Below are 22,611 nucleotides of genomic sequence, written 5' to 3'. Positions count from 1 at the left end.
GGTGCACTAGCCGCTGTCAGCGGCTAGCTTTTTGCCATTTGCGGTGTAGATTTGGCGACCAAATTGTTGAGCCAATGCCCCTTGCGCAGTTGTCGAACGAACAAGTAAGACTTAAAGACCTCTTCAAGTGAAATACCGATAAAAGCGCCGATCAAACCTAAATCGAGCCCAAGACCAAACAATAAACTGGCCGGAGCCCCCATGAGCACAAAGCTTTTCAGCGTAATGTTCATTACAGACTTAGTGTCCCCTCCTGCGCGAAGAATGCCCGGAATGACCGAATTTACCGCCGTAAAAAACAACGAGCCCGCCAGAATCCATAGACACCAGTACGCTTGGTGATACGTCTCCGGTTGGATGTGATATAGGCTAAGTAACGGATGTGCCAACAGAATTAATAAACAAACGGGGACTGACATCAAAGCAACACCAACCCATATAGCTGCTCCTGCGGTTGTCTTAGCTTGCTCAAGCTCGCCAGCCCCTAACAGTTGACCGATATGGATACCTGTCGCTTGTTGTAAACCGCCGACAGGCAGCATGAATAACCCTTTAAAAGTGCGAACAATGGCATAACCGGCATAAGCAATCGCACCAATGCTGTTCATAAGAACGGTGTAGAAAACCCGCGCACCTTGCCAGTAAAAACCGTCAATGCTATTTGGATAACCCAGCAGAATGATCTGCTTCAATTGCGGTAAACTTCCCCAATTCAGTCCACTAAGACGACGGCGTATTATCACCAACAACACCGTTGCCTGACCTAAGCTGGCGATCAAAGTAGCGATAGCAGCGCCTCGCAACCCCAGTGGAGTAAACATAGGCCCTTGGCTGCCCGGTAGATAAAGGCCAAAAATCAGCACATAGTTACCAATAAAATTGACGATATTAAACGTCACTGACACTTTTACCGGGCTTTTTGTATCACCTGTTGCATTAAACACAGCAGCAATCATTTGCGAGAGCAACATGGCAGGCACTGCAAAAGCAATAATATGTAGATAGCTCGCTGCAACGAAAGGAACCTCAGACCATTGAGCCTCAGGGAGAAACAGATCCGTGGTTAGTAGAGCAATGAGCGGCTTCGCAAGTACATAAAACACCGCACCCAATACCAAGCCACTTACCCCTCCAGCTACGATCATAGTGTGAGCAATTTTCTCTACATTCTGTTGTTGCTTCGCTCCGCTAAACTGGGAAATCAGAATACTCCCCCCAGTGGTTAATGCGGCAAACAGCAGGAAGCTGAAAGACACCAGTTGAGTCACGTTACCCTGCGCAGATATCGCCAGTTCGCCTAATTGACCAATCATCAACGAGTCCACAAAACCCATCAATGAAAACAAGATACCTTGCAGCATAATCGGTAGAGCCAACGAAACGATTGGCGCAACCAACGCGTATCGATTACGCCACATCTTTCAACACCTTTTCTATCGCCAGCCTATTCAGTCGCGCGCTGCGTTCAACTTGAGACAACTCCCATTCAAACCACTTCAAATGCTCAATGCATTCTTGCTCGCTATTGCTGTATTCAAAGAAATGACAAATGTACAGAGGCACGGCATGAGCAAAGAGAGGCACCAATGCCAGCTCCCTATCATCAAGAGCCGCCACCTGGCGGTACTGGTCAATAATCATCTGCCACACGTGAGTCAGGATCTCCAACATCTGTGGCTCAGGCAATACATGGTCCCACGCTTCAAGCTGCTCTCGGCTATATCGACGTCGAAGTAACTTGAATGCAATAATTCGGCTGGTCCAGAAGATGTCGGCTAAGCGGTAATCAAGTCGACTAAAATCAAAATCAATCACATGGGTGTAGCGTCCGTCTTGGTCAAAGAACAGGTTGTAACAGTGTAAATCGCCATGGATAAAACACTGCTTCGCCTGACTCAGATCCGCTTGTGTCACTTCGGCTTTTAGCCTGTTTAACTGGCTTTCTAGCTGAGGCAGAAATAGCGACATCTGCTGGAACGATCCCCGCTCCGTATCACTATCATGATGTCTTAACTCTGCCAGTTTTTCGCTATGTCCAGCTAGCCCCAAAAAGGTCGTCCGTGTATCAGAAAAAGGCGGAACAAAAGTGTCTGTCGCGCAATGAAAATGCGCCATTGCACGTATGGTTTCACAATGCGCTTTATCCGGAATCTCACTCGACCAGTTGTAAGTCATGTCTTGGCAGTACTTGGTCAGTAGGTAGATTTCGCCATCAAAGTCGACGTATGCATTGCCCTCTTTATCAGGAACGATCTCTGGGGTTTTACATCCATATGAATTTAACTGCTCGATCAACGCTACTTCGTTACTAATCAGTGCTTTGGTATTGCTTTTAAAACACTTCTTCAGCACATATCGACCTTTCTCAGTCGGCACAATATAGACTTCATTGGCCATCCCAAAGTAACACAAGGTTAGGTTGTCATTTGGAAAGACTTGGTATTGATCAAATACAAACTGTATTCGACGTTGCACAGGTTCTGCTGCCATGCGAATAGCTACTCCTTACGTAACCGCTCACGCGGTGAAAATGAAAATAGATTGAGTAGAGGATGTGGGGCGAGCAAAGCCTAGCAGCAGACTACACCTACATACAGTGCACAGTGTCACATATGAAGAGTACGCTTTTATCAATAAGAGACGTTTAGTCGCTGGCACTATCATCAGTTAGCATTTTCACAGCTATTCAATTCCAGCGAGCAAATGATAAACTCTGGGTCTATTTCATTCTGTGATTAAAAGGAAATGCGATGAACCCGATTATTGCGCTGCTGAAAGAGAACAACATCAGCGACGAACAAATCAACGAGATTTTTCAGACTCTGACGCAAAACCCTCTAGCGGCAATGGCAACAATCAGCCAACTAGGTTTGCCACAAGACAAGCTTCAAATGCTAATGGCGCAAGTGATGCAAAACCCTGCGCTGATCAAAGAAGCCGTAGACGAGTTGGGATTGGATTTCTCAAAGGTTGAAGAAGCAAAAGAGAAGCTTCAAAGCCAAAACCAAGGCAACTAAGTCTTAGCCATTGAGCGCTGAATATAGAAAAGGCCGTTAACCCGAGCATGTGGGTTAACGGCCTTTTTTGTTCGCTACTTTTTTGTCAGCTAATTATTAGCGATTTAAAGATGTGAATTGTTCTGCGGTCATACCGTAGTAGAGCTTGTCATCAAAGCCTTGCGCTAGTTTGTAATGGTCTTTCTGGCGCCCTTCCTGAGTAAAACCATTTTTCTCTAACGTCTTGTATGACCCAACATTAGAAGCGTAGCAATCGGCACTGACTTTGTGGGCGTTTAATTCAGTAAAACCAATCTCGGTCATCATTTGGCAAGCGCGAGTCGCAACGCCTTTGCCCCACGCGCGAGTAGGTAACTGATAACCCACTTCGTAGTTGCCAGTTAAGAACATCACTGCGGTCACCGCACACATTCCCATGTACTGACCTTGTTGGTCACGAATCACGAACGTTGGGCTATCTGGCCAAACACAGCCTTTGATCGCTTGCGCCGTATTTTCAATAATAGGGCCAAAGAAACCCTCATACAGGCTGTTGTCAGCAGGTGCGAAGAACAGATACTGATTGACCTTATCGTCGTTCAGCATCTCGATAATATCTTTTAGATCAGCGCCTTGAATCAGTTGGATAGTCAACGATTCGTTAAATGGGATGGCTTCGCCTTGTTTTAGTTTTTGATATGACATGTGTTACCTCGTTATCTGCTGAAAATAGTAGCCCAGCGGATAAGAGAAAAATTGGATTTTTGCGACAACTTTCGGGCTGATTCGCAATGTGTTACGACTCAAAGTCGCCATAGATATCGATGGTTAAGTCGCGCTTTTTCAAGTAGTTGCTCGGCGTTTTTCTTAGCTGCTGTTTGAGGGTACGAATCAAATGCGATTGGTCACTGAAACCAAATTGTTGTGAGAAACTCGCCCAATCAATCGCTTCTTGCTGCTTGTAGAGGGTCAAGATCATCTGCTCTAAACGTGCCATTTGTTGATACTGCTTTACGCTCAACCCCACCACCTGCTTGAAACTACGCTCAAGCGTTCTTCGAGAACAGGCGCACTGTTTGGCTATCTCATCAATATCCATCGCTAACTCAGGTGAACGTAGCGCTTGAGCGTCAATCACGGACACCGCTTTTTGTGATGCCAAAAACGGTTTGCTGCAGCAAGGTTCGATATCTAACGCAGCTAAATATTGTTTGATGTAGTCCAGCAAACAGTGTGGTGAATCTTGCAACTCTAACTGCCATAGGCCCTGTAGAAAGCGCTCATCAAACGCCGCGTTGAGCCAATCAAACCATTCGCATTGGTTAATTGTGCTAACTTGGGATACATCACTAAACCGCGATTCAATGGCATACAAACCCTCTGGGCGAAAGGTGATACCGATACGCTTGATAGGAGGCGTATCTTCCAACAACAGTAAATGTTCGTTAGCCGTTAATAAATGGCAGCCTTTGCCAGCAAGCTTTGTGTCTCCCGTGTCGTAGCTGTAGCCTTGCTCTGCTGGCGTAAAGAGTAAATGAGCACGCGGGTTTGGAATAAGGTGCGGCTTGGGGTCAATGACTTCACCCTCTGGCACTTCCAAGTACCAAACTTGATGGATGAGCCATTCGTACTCTGGCAAAGATTGTTTCCAAGCTATCATGATCGTCCTAGCGGTTAGTAAAGATAATGAGCGCAACGTTTTCGCTTCAACATCGGCTCGTTGAGTGTGACTGATTGACGCTCATCTCGCCACGCATTTCTCACCCTGCTCCCTTGCAAGCTTGTTGGATTACGGTAGGCTTTGAGCAGAGAAAATCAGCTGAACAGAACAAGGAAATACCGTAATGCGCGTCGACTACCACCAACGACTGGTTCCTGTGATTCGTTATTTAGAACAACACTTTAATGAACCACTCAACCTACCAGAAGTGGCCGCGCTGGCGAACCTTTCCCCTTATCACTTTCATCGAACCTTCAAAGCCGTGCAAGGCGAAACATTGGCCGATTTCATTCGACGTTTACGTTTAGAAGCCGCCGCCGATGACTTATTCAAATCCAAGCAACCAGTATTGAACATTGCCCTAGAGTACGGATTTTCTAGCTCACAGAGCTTAGCCAAAGCTTTCAAACAACATTATGGCGTCACGCCGACAGCCTTTCGTGACTGCGAAAACTACCAGCAATTTTCCGAGTTAGCACGAAACAGCAAGATTGGACACACGTTGCGCAAGAATGGAAACGAAGTAACACCAAGCGATTCATATACTGGCTCTGAACTCACCAAATGGAGCACGACAATGGAAACGCAAAACTTTGAAAAAGCTAAACTGGCTTACATTCGCGTAAACGGCCCTTACGGCCAAGGCTATGAAGAGCCATCAGGTCGCTTGTATCAATGGGCAGGAATGAAAGGGTTAGCGGGCAATACCTGCATCTTCATCTACCATGACAATCCTGAAATCACGCCCGATGACAAATGTCGTACTGACATCTGTTTGATGGTGCCAGAGGATACGCAAGTGCCAAGCGGTATTGAACTGCAAGACTTTCCGGGAGGCCAATACGCGGTGATGCGTCAACACATTACCGACCACAGCCAGTACCCAAAAGCGTGGGATGATTTAATGGGCAAAGTGATTGAGTCAGGCATCGAAAACGATGATCGCCCGTGCTTTGAACTCTACCACAGCTACGATCCGCAAACGCACCACGCGGATGTAAGCTTCTGCACCGCCATCAAGTAACCTCAAGCCTGCCACTGTGCAGGCTTTTAATTGCCTCTCTCGACCAGCAAATGGTATCGCCTATCAAGTTCAAGCTACTTACATCGGTTTTAGCGATTAATCAATATAGGAAATGGCTATCAATAGGATAGCTACAAGCGATTTTCCTTAAGCACACTCCGATGCGAATATACTTTCCGAAAGCAACAACAGCTCAGCTTAATACATTCAAAGGAAAGTAAATTATGATTAATACTCAAATCAAACCATTTGCAGCTACAGCGTACAAAAACGGCGAATTCGTTGAAGTAACAGAGCAAGACGTTCTAGGTAAATGGGCAGTATTCTTCTTCTACCCAGCAGATTTCACATTTGTATGTCCAACAGAACTGGGCGACCTAGCAGACCACTACGAAGAGCTACAAAAACGTGGCGTAGAAGTTTACTCAGTATCAACTGACACACACTTCACTCACAAAGCATGGCACGACAGCTCAGACACAATCGGTAAGATTCAGTACTACATGCTTGGTGACCAAACTGGCAACATCACAAACAACTTCGGTGTGATGCGTGAAGGTCAAGGTCTTGCAGACCGTGCGACTTTCCTAATCGACCCAGAAGGTACTATCCAAGCAATGGAAATCACTGCTGAAGGCATCGGTCGTGACGCAGAAGACCTACTACGCAAAGTGAAAGCAGCTCAATACGTAGCCGCACACCCAGGCGAAGTTTGTCCAGCTAAATGGAAAGAAGGTGAAGAGACACTAGCTCCATCACTAGACCTAGTTGGCAAAATCTAAGCCACTAAAAGACATACACTAAGTGGGCATTGAGTTCCTCGCCCACTTAGCGTCGAAAATAAGAGAGCATTCCGGGTTAGATACTTTGACGACCTTCGGCTTGGTTTGCTCTCTCCCCGCAGATTTTATCCAGAGTAACCATTTAATTAAGGCATTAACACCTATGTTAGACCAAGCGATCCAACAACAACTCAAACAATATCTGGCTAATGTAAAACAAGAAGTACGTTTAGTGGTTAGCCTAGATGAAAGCAAAGCATCAAACGACATTCTGTCACTCGCCAATCAAATCGCAGAGATGAGCGACCTCATCACGGTTGAACGTGACGACAACGCAAGCGCACGTAAACCTGTGATGGCGGTAACTAATCCAGAAAAAGGCACATCACTGCGCTTTGCAGGCTTGCCGATGGGTCACGAATTCACCTCTCTAGTATTGGCGCTGCTTCACTCTGGCGGTCACCCAATCAAACTAGAGCCAGAAGTGATTGAGCAAATCGCTGCACTAGACAAAGAACTAGACGTAGAAATCTTCATTTCACTGTCGTGTCAAAACTGTCCGGATGTGGTTCAAGCGTTCAACATGATGGCGGCGATCAACCCGAAAGTGAAAGCAACCATGATCGATGGTGGTTTGTTCCAAGATGAAGTGAAACAACGCGACATCATGGCCGTACCAAGTGTATTCGTGAACGGTGAGCTATTCGGTCAAGGTCGTATGTCTCTGACTGAAATCCTAAACAAAGTGGATGACGGCGCGAGCGAGAAAGCGGCGAAAGCACTGAGCGAAAAAGACCCATACGATGTACTTGTTGTCGGCGGTGGCCCTGGTGGTAGCGCAGCGGCTTTATACGCTGCTCGTAAAGGCATTCGCACTGGCGTTGTTGCTAAACGCTTCGGTGGTCAGGTTATGGACACCATGGCAATCGAGAACTTCATTTCGGTAAAACGTACTGAAGGTCCAAAACTGGCGACTGACCTAGCTGAGCACCTAAAAGAATACGACGTAGACGTTGTGACAGAGCAACAAGCTGAGAAGCTAATGGGCGCAGCACACACAGAAGATGGTTTGATTCACATCCAACTTGAAAGCGGCGCAACGCTGAAGAGTAAGAGTGTCATCCTAAGCCCAGGTGCACGCTGGCGTGAAATGAACGTTCCGGGTGAGCAAGAGTACCGCAATAAAGGTGTGGCGTACTGCCCGCACTGTGACGGTCCACTGTTCAAAGGCAAGAAAACTGCGGTTATCGGTGGTGGTAACTCAGGCATCGAAGCGGCTATCGACCTTGCTGGTATCGTAGAACACGTAACAGTGCTTGAATTTGCAGATGTACTTCGCGCAGACCAAGTGCTTATCGACAAAGCGAATTCACTGCCAAACGTAGACATCATCACCATGGCGCAAACCACAGAAGTGGTGGGTGACGGTACTCGTGTAACCAGCTTGAAGTACAAAGACCGCAACACAGATGAAATCAAAGAGATTGAGCTATCCGGTATCTTTGTTCAAATCGGTCTAGTGCCAAACACAGAATGGCTAAAAGATTCAGAAGTCGCCCTATCTGAGCGCGGCGAGATTGAAGTCGGCAGCCGTGGCGATACTAGCCTAGAAGGTGTGTTCGCAGCCGGTGACGCAACAACTGTTCCTTACAAACAGATTATTATTGCAATGGGTGAAGGGGCAAAAGCAAGCTTAGGCGCCTTTGACTACCTAATCCGTCAGCAAGGTTAAAAAGCAATCACCTATACGCTAAGCAACCGATGTGGATTGAACCAATCCATCGGGACATCGTACAAAGCTTAGCGGTAGGGATGAAAGTGAACACTGGAAGCCCAAAGCATTGCCAGCAAGGTCAAACTTGCTGGCTTTTTTGCTTTAAGCTATCCGGAAAACTTAGACAGCACACTCTCACCCATCTCGAATAAATCACTCACCTGACCGAATTTGGTGTTTTGGTCGATGTGTAACGCCATTTTGCATCATCTTACTGGCTAAACATGACTTTCTGATGCGCAACTGTATGAATTTAACGCTGGCAATAAAAATAAACTTATGTACTATTGACATTTACAAATTGCTACATTTATGCAACTTATGTTCGGATTAAAAAGAATCAAACTGGAGAATGAGACGCTCAAAAAGGAACTAACTGCTCTCAAACATCAACACCAAATGGAACTTGAGACACTAAACCACCAGCTCGCTAAGGCCGAGCAATCGGCAAACACAGCCAAGCAAAACTACACCAGCAGTGACCAGCTGATGTCGAGCAGCTTGAAAGGTGGTGATATGTTACAAACCATTCGCACGGCCATGGTCGAAAGCGCCCAGTCAATGGCGCAAGAGAACCAAGATTTACAACAACTTGATGAAATGTTTAAGCAGACTCATCAGGCGTTAAATCGTCTTGATGACCGAGCCGTTAAAATCAGCTCTCAAGCCTCAGACAGTATTGAATCTGTACAAATCCTAGACACTACCGCGAATTCAATTTCTCAGCTTGTCTCAACCATTCAGGAAATCTCTGATCAAACCAACCTTTTAGCCCTGAATGCAGCCATTGAAGCCGCACGCGCAGGCGACGCGGGTCGAGGCTTTGCCGTTGTCGCTGACGAAGTTCGTACATTGGCCGCCAAAGCCAGTGATGCGAGTGAGCAAATTGATTCACTGGTTAATCAAGCGTTAACTCAAGTAAACTCAATCAAAACATCGATTAACGAGAATCAAATCTGTGCTGAAGAAGTGTCAACATCCTCCGCCCAGATTGGCTCTATCGTGAACGAGGTGGTAGTAAAATCTGAACACATGAAGCAAGTGATTCATGTTGCCTCAACTCGTGCGTTCTTAGATACGGTCAAACTTGACCACGCGCTATGGAAAAACAATATCTACCGACTGCTGCAAAATGGTCAGTTTACCGAGACGGTTAACAGTCATTCTGAATGCCGATTAGGCCAATGGTATTACCGAGGTGACGGACAAGCATTTAACCACTTAAGAAGCTTCTCGATGATTGAAGAGCCGCATAAAGGAGTGCATGAGAGTGGACGCCGCGCCATGAATCAAGCCAACGCTGGCAACATGGATGCTATGGCCTCCTCAATTAATGCAATGGAAGACGCTAGTGAGCGAGTCGTGGTGCAAATTGACCACCTGATGGATGAAATTATCGCAAGCCCCTCGAAAGATTAACAACCCATAAGCTAAGCCCCCAGCGATATCCGGGGGCTTAACCTTATTGAGGCTGATTGAGCATAAATAACACCACCAGCACTAGGCTGCTAGCAAAACCTCGATTCAACCAAACCATAACGTGAGGGGAGCGAACCATTCGGTTGAGCATAAGGCCAAAATAGGCCCAAATCAGCATACCTAATACACCCGTCAGAACCATAACACTAATAATAATAACCACTTGAGTGAAGTAATCACTGTTAGGAGAGATAAATTGAGAAAACACCGTCAGGGAGGCAACCCAGCTCTTAGGGTTTAATATTTGTACCCAAACCCCAGACCAAAATCCAGATCGGTTTACCTTAGCATCCGTCTCTATTTCCATGTTGGCGATGCCCCATGCCATGTACAGTAAGTACAGTGCCCCTAACCACTTCATCGCCGTATATACGTCAGGGTAGAGAGTAAAAACCCCAACTAAACCTAGACTTGCGCCCGCCAGAATGATGATCACCCCTAACGCATTACCCAATATAAACGGAATGGTTGCACTCACTCCATAGCGGCTCGACAGCCCCACTAATGCAATGTTCCCTGCCCCAGGGGTCAATGAAATCGACACTGCAAACACCGCAAATGCCATCATCAACTGAGCACTCATTATTCTCTCCCAAAAGTCTTACAATCAATATGAGATCCAGTCTATCGATTTGCTCAGGAATAAAATTGCTATCTAGGTTATGATTTACTCAGATTTGAGCAGACTATTTCCAATATAAAGATGAAAAAGAAAGAATCCACTAACTTCGAGTTAGATAGTACAGATTTGTCCATTCTGCAGCATGTTCAGAAAGACGGTCGTATGAGCAACAGTAAATTGGCAGAAACGGTAAACCTTAGTGAAACCCCATGCTGGCGACGCTGGAAAAAAATGGAAGAAGAAGGTTACATTGAGGGCTATGCGGCTCGTCTCAACCGCAAAAAGCTCGGCTTTCAGGTATCCGGCTTTACCCTTGTCACCTTAGGCAGTCACGAAGTAGAAAATACCGAACCTTTTGAAGATTATGTCGCTGAATCGGACTGGATCCTGATGTGCCATTGCATTGCGGGCGGTGCCGACTACATTGTTCAGGTTGTGGCGAAAGATCTGGATGAATACTTCGAACGTATCAGTTCCATTCGCCGTGTCAAAGGCGTCAGTGCTATCCAATCTAATGTGTCAGTTAAAGAGATTAAAAGTACTTTTCAACTACCGCTAGATTAACGATTTCGCTGACGAAACTGCTGCGGAGTATGGCCAAAATAGCTTTTAAACGCCTTGATGTATGACGAATCATTGTGATAACCCACACGATCGGCAATGCATTGAATCGAAAGTGCTTCATCTAATAGCGACAAAGAGTAAACCAAGCGAATTTGTTGCCGCCATAATTGGAATGAGGTGTTGAACTCGTTGGCAAACAAACGCGACAGAGTACGTTCTGATGCCCCAACTATTTCGCCCCACTGTTTCAGCGAATGAGCTAGCCCAGGCTGTTCTGATAAGGCTTCAAACATCAGTTTTAAGCGTCTATCTTGCGGTAATAACAGCTGAAAAGTTTGAATATTGTCTTTCAACACTTGATCGTGCAAAACGGCCAGTAAACGTTGGGTCTCTTGATGGCTGATGCCTTGTCCACATTGATAACGCACCTCTTGTAACAGGGCATTGAGGAACGGCGTCAAAGTCACCGTTCGAACACTGCTTGGGTATTGCGCGCCGAAACTTGGATTCAAGTAGATACCAATGAAGGTCGTGTGGCTCAATGCAATCGATTCGTGAGCAACGCCCGCCGGCACAAATAGGATGGAAGTGTGCGGAACCAGGTGCTGATATTGCTCAGTCTGAGTTTGCAGCAGCCCCTTAATCGGAAAAATAATCTGATGCCAGTTGTGTTGATGTAAATGGTCAATGTACCCCTTTGGCATATCAATGGTTTTTACCAATACCGGAAAATCTGGATGGGTGGCCATCATGTCATTGGAGGTTTCAACTCCAGAGAGTGGATCAATTTGGCGAGTTAGCATGGTTATGTGTCTTTACATCCCTATTAAGACAAACTGAGCTTACGCTATCATGCTTGGCGATCAGGGTGAAGCACTAATCAAAGCCGTTAAATTTAAAAAAGCGAGGATGTCAGATGGAAAAGTTAGGTGTGATAAACGCAGTATTGGCAGGAAAAGCCGCCGCCTTTGCTCACGGGACCCAAAGCGCAATCAACAAACAAATTCTAGCTGAGCGCCAACACACGACCACCCTAGGCTTTACCAATGACGAGCAAGGTGATCCTCGCTTTCATGGGGGGATTGAGAAGGCCCTTCACATTTATCCCAGCGAACACTACTCTGCATGGCAACACGATCTTGGCGACAAACAGGTATTTGACTGCGCCGGCGCGTTTGGTGAAAACCTCAGCTCTACCGGTGTGACGGAATCTTCTATCTGCTTAAATGATAAAATCCGCATTGGTTCAACCTTGCTCGAAGTCTCTCAAGGGCGCATGCCGTGCTGGAAACTCAACGTTCGATTTGATCAACATGATATGGCACAAAGGCTACAAGATACGTTAAGAACGGGTTGGTACTTTCGAGTGTTGCAAGAAGGAGATATCGGCGCAGGCGATGAGATTGTGCTCGTCGAACGCCCCTACCCTGACTGGTCAATCGCTCGCATTATGGCCGCAGTATTTGAAGGTTGCTTAGAGCAACAAACGCTTGAACAACTCGCGCAATTACCACTGGTTGAGTCTTGGGGTGCACTAATCCAGCGTCGGCTCGACACCGGCTTAGTCGAAGATTGGCAACCGAGGTTGGTTGGCCCAACGGCAAAACCATAGTCGACCTTAACGGCCACTCTCCGAAATGGGTGGCTTTGGCTCTATTCAGTTACCGCTTTATTGTTACAACTCAATCAAATTTTTCGAACGTGACGACCAACTATTGATGATATTGATTGTTTATGGCTAAGCTAGGATTAATAAGTTATCCGAAACCATTGAGTACGCCATGCAGACAGATACGGCAAACGACCAAACTAAGCAGTGTTCGCAGATAAAGAACGTCCCGTCGGACTTGAATCAACTGCGCAGCGTGATTGACCAGCGCACCACGGTGACATTTGCCCAACCCATAATTGAACTCACGAACTTAGGTTCGATTGGCTTTGAGGCATTGGCACGAGGCCCGTTAGATTCCCCGCTGCATACTGCGGATAAACTGTTTGGCGCAGCCAACTATCACAACTGCCTAGCGGATTTGGAAATCGCTTGCTTGTGCGCTCACTTAGAGAATATCCAGCGCTACTCAGACACCACATTATTCAGTGTCAACCTCTCACCTAATATGCTCTTTGACCCGCAAATCCATCAAGCACTCTCTCAATTTACAACACCTCATCGGATTAAATTAGAGCTCACAGAACACTTGCCTGTCGAAGACTGGGCTCCTGTTAAGCAGCAAATGGACCGATATCGACAAATGGGCTATCAGTTTTGGCTCGACGACGTAGGCTGTGGTTTTTTCGATCTCCAACTGGTGGATACGGTAAGGCCAGAAGTTGTCAAACTGTGCATCACGTTAATGGACAGACTCGAATCTGGTGAAGCCTTTCTCACTGAGCTGCGCAGCGTTATTGCTAAGGTCCATAGCTATGGGGGAGAGGTGTTAGCTGAAGGAATCGAAACTGAGCAGCAACTGACCAAAGTACGGGCAATGGGAGTCGACTTAGCCCAAGGGTATTACTTTGCTAAGCCCAGTTTACTCAAGTAAGGCAATACATTGAGCAAACTCGATACCGACCTCGGATTTCATTATCAAGCAAGTAAGCAACAGGTAGATATCTATCGCTACGGCGCGTTAGTTACCACTCTACGCGGCAATCGGGCGCAACGATTTATCACTCGGGCATCAAGCAAAAGCGAAGCCGAACAACAGCAGTTGATGGCGCGTGAAACAGGTAACTACAAACGCGGTAACGAACGCCAAGCTAAGCACAGTGCAAAGCGGACTTAAGCCACCGAAACAAAAGGAACCATTAATGTCAGAGACTGACGAAGCGTTACGCAGTGCAATCAACAATAACCACGCATGGTGTCAGTTTGTCGCTGAGCGGCACGACATCGCTTCAACCCAAGATAATGGATACTGGCAAGCGCAAAGTGATATGCCCACTTTCTTTCCCAATCTAGTGACGCTGACGCAAGGCACTGATGTCGACAATATCCTGCCGTCACAAGGCAATTACTTTGTAAAAGACAGTTTTTCCGAACTTGATTTGACTGGCAAAGACTTCATATCGCTATTTGATGCAACTTGGTATGCCTGTCGCCATCACCCCATTAACCTACCTGACGCAAACACCTGCCTCATCCAGCAAGCCAACGACAGTGAAGCATTAAAGGAATGGGAAACACTCTGGCGAGGTGAGGAAACGTTTATACCCATTTACCCTGCAACATTGATTGACCACAAACAGGTCGCCTTTTGGACAGCGCAACAAGACAAGAAAATCGCCGGAGTCACCAGCTTTTTTGACGGTCAATCTTTAGGGATTTATAACCTGTGGGGAGATACAGATCTGCAGGCCGCGTTACTTGCTCACTTGCAAACACTCCAGCCTAACGTAGCGATCGTTGGATATGGAGACAATGACGAGTTAGCTCACTTAATCCCGCTCGGCTTTTCTCCTCTAGGGGCACTCAAAGTATGGGGTCGATTTGAATAAAGCCAAGCTCTCTAAACTTGGCTTTTCACCTCGCAACCTTTAATCACCAACTGAGTTAAAAAGTCGGCAGCCTGACGGTAATCTTCGTCATCGAGGCGATCTTTTTGCATCACATTACAGATCTGCCAGCCAAAGTCTGCATAGGTTTGTGTCGCCGCCCAGATGGTGAACATCAGGTGATGAGCGGGGACATCCGCCATCAGGCCTTGCTGCGACCAAGTTGAAAACTTATCAATGATCATCTGAGACTGCTTAAACAACTCCTCACCGATATCTTTTGGTAGCGCTTTTGCACCAGACATCACCTCATTGGCAAATACTTTGGAAGCGTAAACATGATCTTGAGAAATACGCAGCTTCGCTTGGATATACTGACTGAGTGCCTCAACCGGATCGGATAACTCTTCGATCGGCCTAGACGCTTCAAGCAAGGGTTGGGTCACTGTCTGCAACACCGCGTAGTACAGCTTATCTTTGGCACTAAAATAGTAAAACACGTTCGCTTTGGGGATGTCGGCAGCACGAGCGATGTCAATCATCTTCGTTGCCGCATAACCATTAACCGCAAATTGCTCACTGGCCACTTGTATAATCAGATCTTGGTTTTTTTGTCTTATCCGTGACATGGGACTTCCTTACAATCTCTCTCTTCGCCCATAGTAAACAATGTCTCTGCGATGACAAAACTCAGGCGCGTAAATGGTGGCGTCTCGCTCAGTTTTCCCTCAGAACCCTGCCGAGATCAGATGAAAATCACTACGTAATTGAATTAGTTAAATACTCTACTACCTTTTAAGTGAAACCATACACATATAAGAAGGACATAGTATGAAAGCTAGGACCATTACGTTAATCGCAATGGCGATCTCTTCGGCGAGCTATGCAGCAGTGGAGTCTAAACCTGCGACTCAAGCAACGATTGATGCCAATCAAACCCTCTATAAAGCCCTACCTTTTAACAACAAAAAAGACTTTGAGAACGCCCAAAAAGGCTTCATAGCAAAGCAAGACATTGTCACGATCAAGAATGGAAAAGGCGATGTTGTCTGGGATCTGGAAGCGTACAAAAAATTCATTACGCTCGACGCAAAAGCACCAGATAGCGTCAACCCAAGCTTATGGCGTAATGCGCAGCTCAACGTCATTAATGGTCTATTTAAAGTCACCGACGGTATCTATCAGGTTCGAGGTTACGATTTAACCAACATCACCTTTGTTGAAGGTAAAACAGGCTGGATTGTTTTTGATCCACTGATTTCTCAAGAAACCGCGCAAGCAGCACTCGAGTTTATTAATGCCGAGCTCGGCGAAAGACCAGTCACCGCCGTGATATACAGTCATAGCCACATCGACCATTTTGGTGGGGTACGCGGAATCGTCGACGAAGCTGACGTCGCGGCAGGTAAAGTTCAAATCGTCGCATCACACGGCTTTACTGAACATGCCGTTTCTGAAAATGTTATTGCTGGTAACGCCATGGGTCGACGTGCCATTTATATGTATGGTGCGCTGTTACCAAAGAACGAGCGAGGCGGTGTCAACGGAGGACTGGGGCAAACAACCTCAACCGGCTTAGCAACCTTAATTCGTCCCACATTAGTCATCGAGAAAACGGGTGAAGAACACGTGATCGATGGCGTAAAAATGGTCTTCCAGTACACCCCCGGCTCTGAAGCACCAACCGAAATCAACACTTGGTTCCCAGAGAAAAAAGCGTTGTGGATGGCAGAAAACAGCACCAACACCATGCACAACATCCTAACCCTACGCGGCGCTCAAGTCCGTGATGCCTTGAAGTGGTCTTATTACCTCAACCAAACCATAGAAATGTGGGGAGACGATGTCGAAGTGAAGTTTCAAAGTCACCACTGGCCTATGTGGGGACAAGAGGAGATCGTCGACTACTTCAAATTGCAACGCGACATGTATAAATACACTCACGATCAAACGGTACGCCTGATGAATCAGGGTTATATCGGCTCTGAGATCTCTGAAATCATTCAATTCCCAGAGGAGATCGACAAGAACTGGAATACGCGCGGTTACTACGGCACCCTGCGTCATAACAGTCGTGCGGTATACCAACGTTACATGGGTTGGTACAGCGGTAATCCGTCGGATCTGAACAATCTGCCACCAACCAACGCGGCCGTAAAATACGTTGAGTATATGGGTGGCGAAAGTGCCGTTATCGACAAAGCGCGCCAGGACTTTGCCGCTGGCAACTATCGCTGGGTAGCCGAAGTACTCAAACACGTAGTATTTGCTAACCCTCAGAGCAAGAAAGGGAAAGCGCTACTGGCCGACGCCTATGAGCAGTTAGGGTACCAAGCGGAATCGGGACCCTGGCGTTCGGTTTATTTGCAAGGTGCTTATGAACTGAGAAACGGCACACCATCGGCAGGGGGGACCAATACCGCCTCACCGGACATCATCAAAAACATGCCACCCGAAATGCTGTTTGATTATTTAGCGGTGCGTTTGTTGCCAGAAAAATCAGCAGGCAAAGACTACGCCATCAACATCGACTTTACCGATCTTGATGAGCAATACACTCTGTATATTGAAAACTCGGTGCTGAACCATACCACCAAGCTGAATGATGACCCTGATGTGTCACTGACCCTGACAAAAGAAGCGTTAGATAACGTGCAACTTGGTACGGTGACATTAGAACAAGCCATCGCCAGCGGTGATATTAAACTGAAAGGAGACAAAGAGGTGTTCAAAGACTTTGTTGGTATGCTTGATACGTTCAACTTCTGGTTTAACATCGTCACTCCCTAGGAGCCAAACATGAAGTCGCTTTACGTAATTGGTGCGGCGTTGCTAAGCAGCCTGAGCTTGTACAGTCAGGCTTGCAGTTACGATGGCCAGTTCAATAATCCGTTCGCCGAAAGCTACCCTGGCTCGATTGATGTTGCCATCGCAACCTACGACGCATTAGACAGCCAGCGGTTTTCCGCGGTATCGCCACTGACAGGAACGCCAGGGCTACAACGCGCTAGCTGGTGGCTCAAGCTAATGGCAGATCGCCATAGCGCTCAGCTCAAATCCGTTAGCTACATCTATCTTGTCGACAGTCATCTGTGGAGTAAGCTCGAAACGGATCAGTCAATCAAGGTCCATCTTGCGCCATCGGATGCTAAGCCAACCTCTGTGCTGCTATTGAGTGAGGCAGCGTTAAATGCCTTAATTCAAAAACAGATGGATTTTGCTCAAGCGCTAGAGCTGGGAGTCATTCGCTTTTCCAGTTAACCGTTCAAATAACCAACAAGCGCTTACTTTTTGAGCGTAAACATTTCACCCCACATATCGTTCGCTATGTGGGGTGAAATTGACGCTGTGCTAGTGGTGAGTGGCACACCGAATAAGAATCATTACTCAATCAGCTGTTTTCACCGCGTAGAAGCAGCTTTACACACTAGACTTGCATGCAATCTTGGCCGATTTCTCCTTCGCCTGACCATTTCATGCGATAATAACGTGTTTTTCCGCAACCATTTGAAGGAACCAAATGACCGCTACCGAATACCTCAACGATCTTAATCAACGTTACTTAGCCATTCATCGCAGCAAAGAAGATTTCTTCTGGCACACCTATATGGGCATCAGCGATGACCACGAAGGCTCAACGAAAGCACAAACTGAGTGGACTAACTTCCTCAGCAATGCCGATCAAATTGGTCAAATCAAACAGCAGCTAGAATCCGCAGAATCGATCGCAGATCCTGAAGAGAAGCATGCGACACAAACTGGCTTGCAAGGCTGGTTAAATACCTTCCAATCCCATGCGATTGAAGGCGAGCAAGCACAAGCCTTAAAAAAGGCGCTGATTGAATTCGAAGCTGGCTTATTTGAAAGAAAGCAGAACCATGTCCTCACTTTCACCGATGAAAACGGTGCCAAGGTTGAAGGTTCATTACCTGTGCTCGCATCCACCATTCGTACCAACAGTGATGAAGCAGCGCGTCAGTCAGCCCACCAAGCATTGCTTGGCCTAGAACAATGGTTACTTGAAAACGGATTCATCGAACTCATTAAGCTGCGTAATCAATTCGCCCGCTCGGTTGGTTATGACAACTTCTTTGACTACTCAGTGGTCAAAACTGAGAAAATGACGACACAAGAGCTGTTTGCCATTCTCGACGACTTTGAGGCACGCACTCGTGAAACGAACCTAGCGAGCCTTGCGAACTTAGCCAACGAGAAAGGCGACAGCGCGCTAGATGGACATAACTTCGTCTTCTCGTACTCAGGCGATGCCATGCGCGACCTAGACCCTTATGTGCCGTTTTCTCAATCTTTACGCCGCTGGGTTGAGTCCTTTGGTCGTTTAAATATTGACTATTCTGGTGCTGAGCTAACACTGGACTTACTCGATAGGAAAGGCAAATACCCCAATGGTTTCTGTCACGGCCCAGTACCGTCATTCTACGATCAAGGTGAATGGATCGCGGCTAAGGTCAACTTCACCAGTAACGCGAAACCAGACCAAGTAGGTAGCGGCTATTCCGGCATTAACACCTTATTCCATGAAGGTGGACACGCAGCGCATTTTGCCAACGTTAAAATGAACGCACCGTGCTTCTCACAAGAGTTCGCCCCAACGTCAATGGCCTATGCTGAAACTCAATCTATGTTCTGTGACAGCTTGTTGAACGACGCAGACTGGTTGAAGCAGTACGCTCTTGATGCCGAAGGTAACCCAGTACCCGATCACGTTATTCAGGCGATGATCAACAGCCGTCAGCCATTCGCAGCGTTTGCCGAGCGCAGTATCTTGGTTGTGCCTTACTTTGAAAGAGCACTCTATCAATTAAGTGATGACGAGCTGACTGCCGAGCGCATTACTGCATTAGCACGTGAGTGTGAAAAACGCATCCTAGGCCTAGAATGCAGTCCTCGCCCATTAATGGCGATACCGCACTTAGTTTCTGACGAAGCGGCGTGTGCGTACCACGGCTATCTATTGGCGCACATGGCAGTATACCAAACGCGTGCTTACTTCATCGACAAGTTCGGTTACCTGACGGACAACCCTGAAATTGGGCCATTGCTCGCCAAACATTACTGGAACAAAGGCAACCAACTTTCACACAATGAGACAATTGTGAGTTTGACGGGTGAAGGCTTCAATGCCAAATACTTAGCTGACGCATGTAACCTGTCTTCTGAGCAAGCTTGGGCGGCGCAACAAGCTAAAATAGCCCACCTTGCAACACGTGAACGAGCTCCGGTTGCCTCTCTCAATGCCAGCATCAAAGTGGTTGACGGCAGTCGTGAGTTAGCGACCAACCAAGACTCTGATGTTCTGATGTGTGAACAGTTCGAAAGCTACATTAAAGACACCTACGGTTGTTAATCAACACAAGAATCACGGCCGCGATTTCGCGGCCGTTTGTTTATTTACCGCTATTTTTTAGTGGCTCTCTTTCGAGCAAACCTCTGATTTATTTCAATGAGACTTGCCGCCCACAATGCAACCGTGCAAGTATTTAGTTCCTTAAACAAGCCCAAATATTGAGCCCAGTATTCAAGGAGGAAATGTGGTTACAATTCGCAAGGCGACAGGCGCTGACGTCCAAGCCATTTATGACCTTAGAAAACGCGCCATTCTCGATAAATGCAGCCAACACTATCTTCCAGAGCAGTTAACCATATGGACGACAGGCGGCATGTCTGAGGCTCTCTATCAAGACATTGTCGATACTTTTTACGTCTCAGAGTTGAACGATGCTGTCATAGGCTGTGGCAAGCTAAATACCCAAACAGGCATGGTCGATGCCATTTTCGTTGATCCACCTTATTTTGGATTGGGAGCGGCAAAAAAGATGCTCGCGTTCCTTGAGGATATCGCCAATCAGCACCGTCTGGAAAAAATGGTTCTGGAGTCAACGTTAAACGCCGCCTCCTTCTACCGCTCATATGGCTTTGTCGGCGAACAAATTTCGACTTATCACTCTCCGCGAGGCGTAAGTCTAGATTGTGTCTTGATGGAAAAGGTGTTGTGCCATGATTAGCCATATTGATCATATCGTGTTAACCGTTAGCGACATCTCCGCTTCGGTAGAGTTTTATCAGCGCGTATTATTGATGGAAGAAGTCACTTTTGCCAATGGTCGCAAAGCCTTGAAATTTGGTGAGCAAAAAATCAACCTGCAACTGTTGGGACAAGAGCCAAGAAATCGGGCTCAAGTTGGCTCGGGGGATCTTTGCCTTATCACTGACTGGCCCCTCTCCCAAGTGATTGAACACCTTACTCAACAAGGCGTCGACATCCTTGAAGGCCCTGTAGCTAAATCGGGGGCGATGGGGTCCATTCAATCGGTCTACTTTGTAGACTTAGATAGAAACTTAATCGAAGTGAGTGTTTACTAGCTTCAAATTCAACGACGAATAAGGCGATGCAAAAAATGGACATCAAGCATCAAGCGTACTTAGAGCAATACTTGCACTCACTGCCTCCTGAGCAGGCTCAAAAATACCGCTCATTTAGCGCTGACTATTTCTGCGCAGATCAATACAACGCCGATCTGTGTGCCAACCTTATTCTGCGCGGAGAAAAGCGCGCATCGTGCAGTATGGAGTATTGGTACAGTCACGAAGGGGAGCCGATGCCTCAAGTGGGTCACTTACAAGTGGTGACCAATTGGAACGGTGAACCTGTTTGCATCATTGAAATCACCACTGTGAGCACTTGTCGTTATGATCGCGTCAGTGCAGAGTTTGCAGCCGCTGAGGGAGAAGGTGATAAGAGTTTAGAGTGGTGGAAGGAAGCGCACTGGCGGTTCTTCTCGAAGGAGTGCCAAGAGCTAGGCATTGAACCTCGCCAAGACATGCTCTTAGTGCTTGAGCATTTCAAGGTTGTCTACGCCGAATAAAACCCAAAAAACTGGCCACGCATTGTGGCCAGTTTTCATTCTAAGACCGTCAGAACTGTACCCGCAGAGTTGCCGCAATATTGCGTGACGTCATCTCCACATTAAATGCCGCCTCTTTCAATGCAGTCGGCAAATCAGTCGCTCCCAACACAACGCTGTACACCGCATCCAAACCGTGGTCATGCACGACAGCGCAATCTTTTGCTAGGCTGCCCGCAATACCGATCACGGGCACATCATATTGCTTAGCAGCTCTCGCCACACCAACCGGCGTCTTACCGTGAATGGTTTGGCTATCAATGCGCCCCTCGCCCGTAATCACTAAATCGGCATCCTTAACCACTTCAGCGAGATTCACCGCATCCATTACTATGTTTATGCCTGGGCGCAGCGCAGCGTCAAATAAGCCCAAGAACGCAGCGCCAAGTCCACCAGCCGCGCCAGCGCCAGCTTGGTCAATCACGTCATTGCCATTAGTCTGTCGAATAACCTTTGCATAGTGGGCAAGGTTTTTATCAAGCTGGCTGACCATGAAGGCCGTTGCACCCTTTTGCGGACCAAATACTTGTGAGGCTCCTTTAGGGCCACACAAAGGGTTATCCACATCGCACGCCACTTCCAATTGAACCTCGTTAAGGCGCTTATCCAAACCGGACAAATCGATAGTGGCAAGCTCAGCTAACGCGCCACCTCCAAATGCCAGTTCGTTGCCCAAAGAATCTAAAAATTTTGCCCCCAACGCCTGCGCCATGCCCATACCGCCGTCATTGGTCGCACTGCCACCAATGCCCACGATAATATGTTTCACTCCAGCATCCAGCGCTGCCTTAATGAGTTCTCCAGTGCCAAAGGTTGTGGTCAATAACGGATTGCGCTGCGAGGGTTCAACAAGATGTAAGCCTGAGGCAGCAGCCATCTCAATAACCGCTGTGTCACCATTGCCAAGCAGGCCGTAGAAGCCTTCGACAAACTGACCAAGTGGCCCAGTCACTTGCGCGGCGACAACTCGCCCCCCAGTAGCATCGACTAACGACTGCACTGTGCCTTCCCCACCATCTGCCATTGGCAACTTGAGGTATTCTGCGTTTGGCAATACTTGTTTAAAACCACGTTCAATGGCCGTCGCAACTTCCATTGCGGTTAAGCTTTCTTTGTATGAATCAGGCGCAATTACAATTTTCATGGTCGTTTCCTATCTCGGCTCACCAACACAGTCGCAGGTGATAGCTTAATCACTTTACCAATCAGTATCGCGTGAAAAACTGCAT

24 protein-coding genes are annotated in these 22,611 nt (G+C 47.1%); 16 read left to right on the top strand and 8 right to left on the bottom strand.

Annotated elements, in window-relative coordinates; genetic code table 11:
- Window positions 1-23 precede the first annotated feature (23 nt).
- Window positions 24-1,418 (bottom strand): MATE family efflux transporter, encoded by a 1,395-nt coding sequence (locus RH45_RS04270; RefSeq protein WP_008074235.1) that lies wholly within the window; start codon window positions 1,416-1,418, stop codon window positions 24-26.
- Window positions 1,408-2,490, bottom strand: a complete 1,083-nt coding sequence (locus tag RH45_RS04265) for a phosphotransferase enzyme family protein (RefSeq protein ID WP_008074234.1) — start codon at window positions 2,488-2,490, stop codon at window positions 1,408-1,410. Before RH45_RS04265 ends, RH45_RS04270 begins: the two co-directional genes overlap by 11 nt.
- Window positions 2,491-2,750: 260 nt before the next feature.
- On the opposite strand from RH45_RS04265, the gene RH45_RS04260 reads away from it, so the two are divergent.
- Window positions 2,751-3,017, top strand: coding sequence for a DUF2999 family protein (locus RH45_RS04260; RefSeq protein WP_004746427.1), 267 nt, complete (start codon window positions 2,751-2,753; stop codon window positions 3,015-3,017).
- Between the two features lie 96 nt (window positions 3,018-3,113).
- On the opposite strand, the gene RH45_RS04255 is transcribed toward RH45_RS04260, so the two are convergent.
- Entirely contained in the window at window positions 3,114-3,701 is a 588-nt protein-coding gene (locus RH45_RS04255) for a GNAT family N-acetyltransferase (protein ID WP_008074233.1), read from the bottom strand.
- A 91-nt stretch (window positions 3,702-3,792) separates the two neighbouring features.
- Entirely contained in the window at window positions 3,793-4,656 is an 864-nt protein-coding gene (locus RH45_RS04250; RefSeq protein ID WP_008074232.1) for a helix-turn-helix domain-containing protein, read from the bottom strand.
- A 184-nt stretch (window positions 4,657-4,840) separates the two neighbouring features.
- Between RH45_RS04250 and RH45_RS04245 the strand changes: the two genes are divergently transcribed.
- From RH45_RS04245 to RH45_RS04230, 4 genes are all read left to right on the top strand, one after another.
- The gene (locus RH45_RS04245) at window positions 4,841-5,740 is read left to right on the top strand and encodes an AraC family transcriptional regulator (RefSeq protein WP_008074231.1); all 900 of its coding nucleotides are present in this window, start codon (window positions 4,841-4,843) and stop codon (window positions 5,738-5,740) included.
- A 224-nt stretch (window positions 5,741-5,964) separates the two neighbouring features.
- Entirely contained in the window at window positions 5,965-6,522 is a 558-nt protein-coding gene (ahpC, locus tag RH45_RS04240) for an alkyl hydroperoxide reductase subunit C (RefSeq protein WP_005374632.1), read from the top strand.
- A 163-nt stretch (window positions 6,523-6,685) separates the two neighbouring features.
- Entirely contained in the window at window positions 6,686-8,254 is a 1,569-nt protein-coding gene (ahpF, locus tag RH45_RS04235) for an alkyl hydroperoxide reductase subunit F (protein WP_008074222.1), read from the top strand.
- A 363-nt stretch (window positions 8,255-8,617) separates the two neighbouring features.
- Window positions 8,618-9,715 carry a methyl-accepting chemotaxis protein gene (locus tag RH45_RS04230; RefSeq protein ID WP_039958204.1) on the top strand — a complete coding sequence of 366 codons (1,098 nt, stop codon included), beginning with the start codon at window positions 8,618-8,620 and terminating at the stop codon, window positions 9,713-9,715.
- A 43-nt stretch (window positions 9,716-9,758) separates the two neighbouring features.
- Here the strand turns inward: RH45_RS04230 and RH45_RS04225 are convergent, their stop codons facing one another.
- A complete protein-coding gene (locus tag RH45_RS04225) occupies window positions 9,759-10,358 on the bottom strand; it encodes a LysE family translocator (protein WP_008074216.1) in 600 nt (199 codons plus the stop codon).
- 120 nt (window positions 10,359-10,478) lie between these two features.
- Between RH45_RS04225 and RH45_RS04220 the strand changes: the two genes are divergently transcribed.
- The gene (locus RH45_RS04220; protein WP_008074214.1) at window positions 10,479-10,961 is read left to right on the top strand and encodes an Lrp/AsnC family transcriptional regulator; all 483 of its coding nucleotides are present in this window, start codon (window positions 10,479-10,481) and stop codon (window positions 10,959-10,961) included.
- On the opposite strand, the gene RH45_RS04215 is transcribed toward RH45_RS04220, so the two are convergent.
- Complete coding sequence (locus tag RH45_RS04215; RefSeq protein ID WP_008074212.1) at window positions 10,958-11,764, bottom strand: AraC family transcriptional regulator; 807 nt, start codon at window positions 11,762-11,764, stop codon at window positions 10,958-10,960. The genes RH45_RS04220 and RH45_RS04215 overlap by 4 nt on opposite strands.
- A gap of 113 nt (window positions 11,765-11,877) precedes the next feature.
- Here RH45_RS04215 and RH45_RS04210 point away from each other — a divergent pair, with 113 nt between their 5' ends.
- From RH45_RS04210 to RH45_RS04195, 4 genes are all read left to right on the top strand, one after another.
- Window positions 11,878-12,573 carry an MOSC domain-containing protein gene (locus RH45_RS04210; RefSeq protein WP_008074210.1) on the top strand — a complete coding sequence of 232 codons (696 nt, stop codon included), beginning with the start codon at window positions 11,878-11,880 and terminating at the stop codon, window positions 12,571-12,573.
- 169 nt (window positions 12,574-12,742) lie between these two features.
- Entirely contained in the window at window positions 12,743-13,504 is a 762-nt protein-coding gene (locus RH45_RS04205; RefSeq protein WP_008074209.1) for an EAL domain-containing protein, read from the top strand.
- Between the two features lie 9 nt (window positions 13,505-13,513).
- Window positions 13,514-13,747, top strand: coding sequence for a hypothetical protein (locus tag RH45_RS04200; RefSeq protein WP_008074208.1), 234 nt, complete (start codon window positions 13,514-13,516; stop codon window positions 13,745-13,747).
- Between the two features lie 25 nt (window positions 13,748-13,772).
- Window positions 13,773-14,459, top strand: coding sequence for a hypothetical protein (locus tag RH45_RS04195; protein ID WP_008074207.1), 687 nt, complete (start codon window positions 13,773-13,775; stop codon window positions 14,457-14,459).
- A gap of 11 nt (window positions 14,460-14,470) precedes the next feature.
- Here the strand turns inward: RH45_RS04195 and RH45_RS04190 are convergent, their stop codons facing one another.
- Complete coding sequence (locus tag RH45_RS04190) at window positions 14,471-15,085, bottom strand: TetR/AcrR family transcriptional regulator (RefSeq protein WP_008074206.1); 615 nt, start codon at window positions 15,083-15,085, stop codon at window positions 14,471-14,473.
- A 202-nt stretch (window positions 15,086-15,287) separates the two neighbouring features.
- Between RH45_RS04190 and RH45_RS04185 the strand changes: the two genes are divergently transcribed.
- The 6 genes from RH45_RS04185 (at window position 15,288) to RH45_RS04160 (ending at window position 21,343) form a co-directional block, all read left to right on the top strand.
- Entirely contained in the window at window positions 15,288-17,246 is a 1,959-nt protein-coding gene (locus RH45_RS04185) for an alkyl/aryl-sulfatase (protein WP_008074204.1), read from the top strand.
- A 9-nt stretch (window positions 17,247-17,255) separates the two neighbouring features.
- Window positions 17,256-17,717, top strand: a complete 462-nt coding sequence (locus RH45_RS04180) for a hypothetical protein (protein ID WP_008074202.1) — start codon at window positions 17,256-17,258, stop codon at window positions 17,715-17,717.
- Between the two features lie 259 nt (window positions 17,718-17,976).
- Entirely contained in the window at window positions 17,977-19,824 is a 1,848-nt protein-coding gene (locus tag RH45_RS04175; protein ID WP_008074201.1) for a M3 family metallopeptidase, read from the top strand.
- Between the two features lie 184 nt (window positions 19,825-20,008).
- Complete coding sequence (locus RH45_RS04170; protein WP_008074199.1) at window positions 20,009-20,482, top strand: GNAT family N-acetyltransferase; 474 nt, start codon at window positions 20,009-20,011, stop codon at window positions 20,480-20,482.
- Window positions 20,475-20,840, top strand: a complete 366-nt coding sequence (locus RH45_RS04165) for a VOC family protein (RefSeq protein ID WP_008074197.1) — start codon at window positions 20,475-20,477, stop codon at window positions 20,838-20,840. Before RH45_RS04170 ends, RH45_RS04165 begins: the two co-directional genes overlap by 8 nt.
- Before the next feature lie 35 nt (window positions 20,841-20,875).
- Window positions 20,876-21,343: an ASCH domain-containing protein gene (locus RH45_RS04160; protein ID WP_008074195.1), complete on the top strand. Its 468-nt coding sequence runs from the start codon at window positions 20,876-20,878 to the stop codon at window positions 21,341-21,343.
- 49 nt (window positions 21,344-21,392) lie between these two features.
- Here the strand turns inward: RH45_RS04160 and RH45_RS04155 are convergent, their stop codons facing one another.
- Window positions 21,393-22,526, bottom strand: a complete 1,134-nt coding sequence (locus RH45_RS04155; RefSeq protein ID WP_008074193.1) for a glycerate kinase — start codon at window positions 22,524-22,526, stop codon at window positions 21,393-21,395.
- Window positions 22,527-22,611 lie beyond the last annotated feature (85 nt).

This window comes from Vibrio sinaloensis DSM 21326 (genome assembly GCF_000189275.1).
Lineage (GTDB): Bacteria > Pseudomonadota > Gammaproteobacteria > Enterobacterales > Vibrionaceae > Vibrio > Vibrio sinaloensis.
This window is presented reverse-complemented; position numbering and strand designations above follow the sequence as displayed.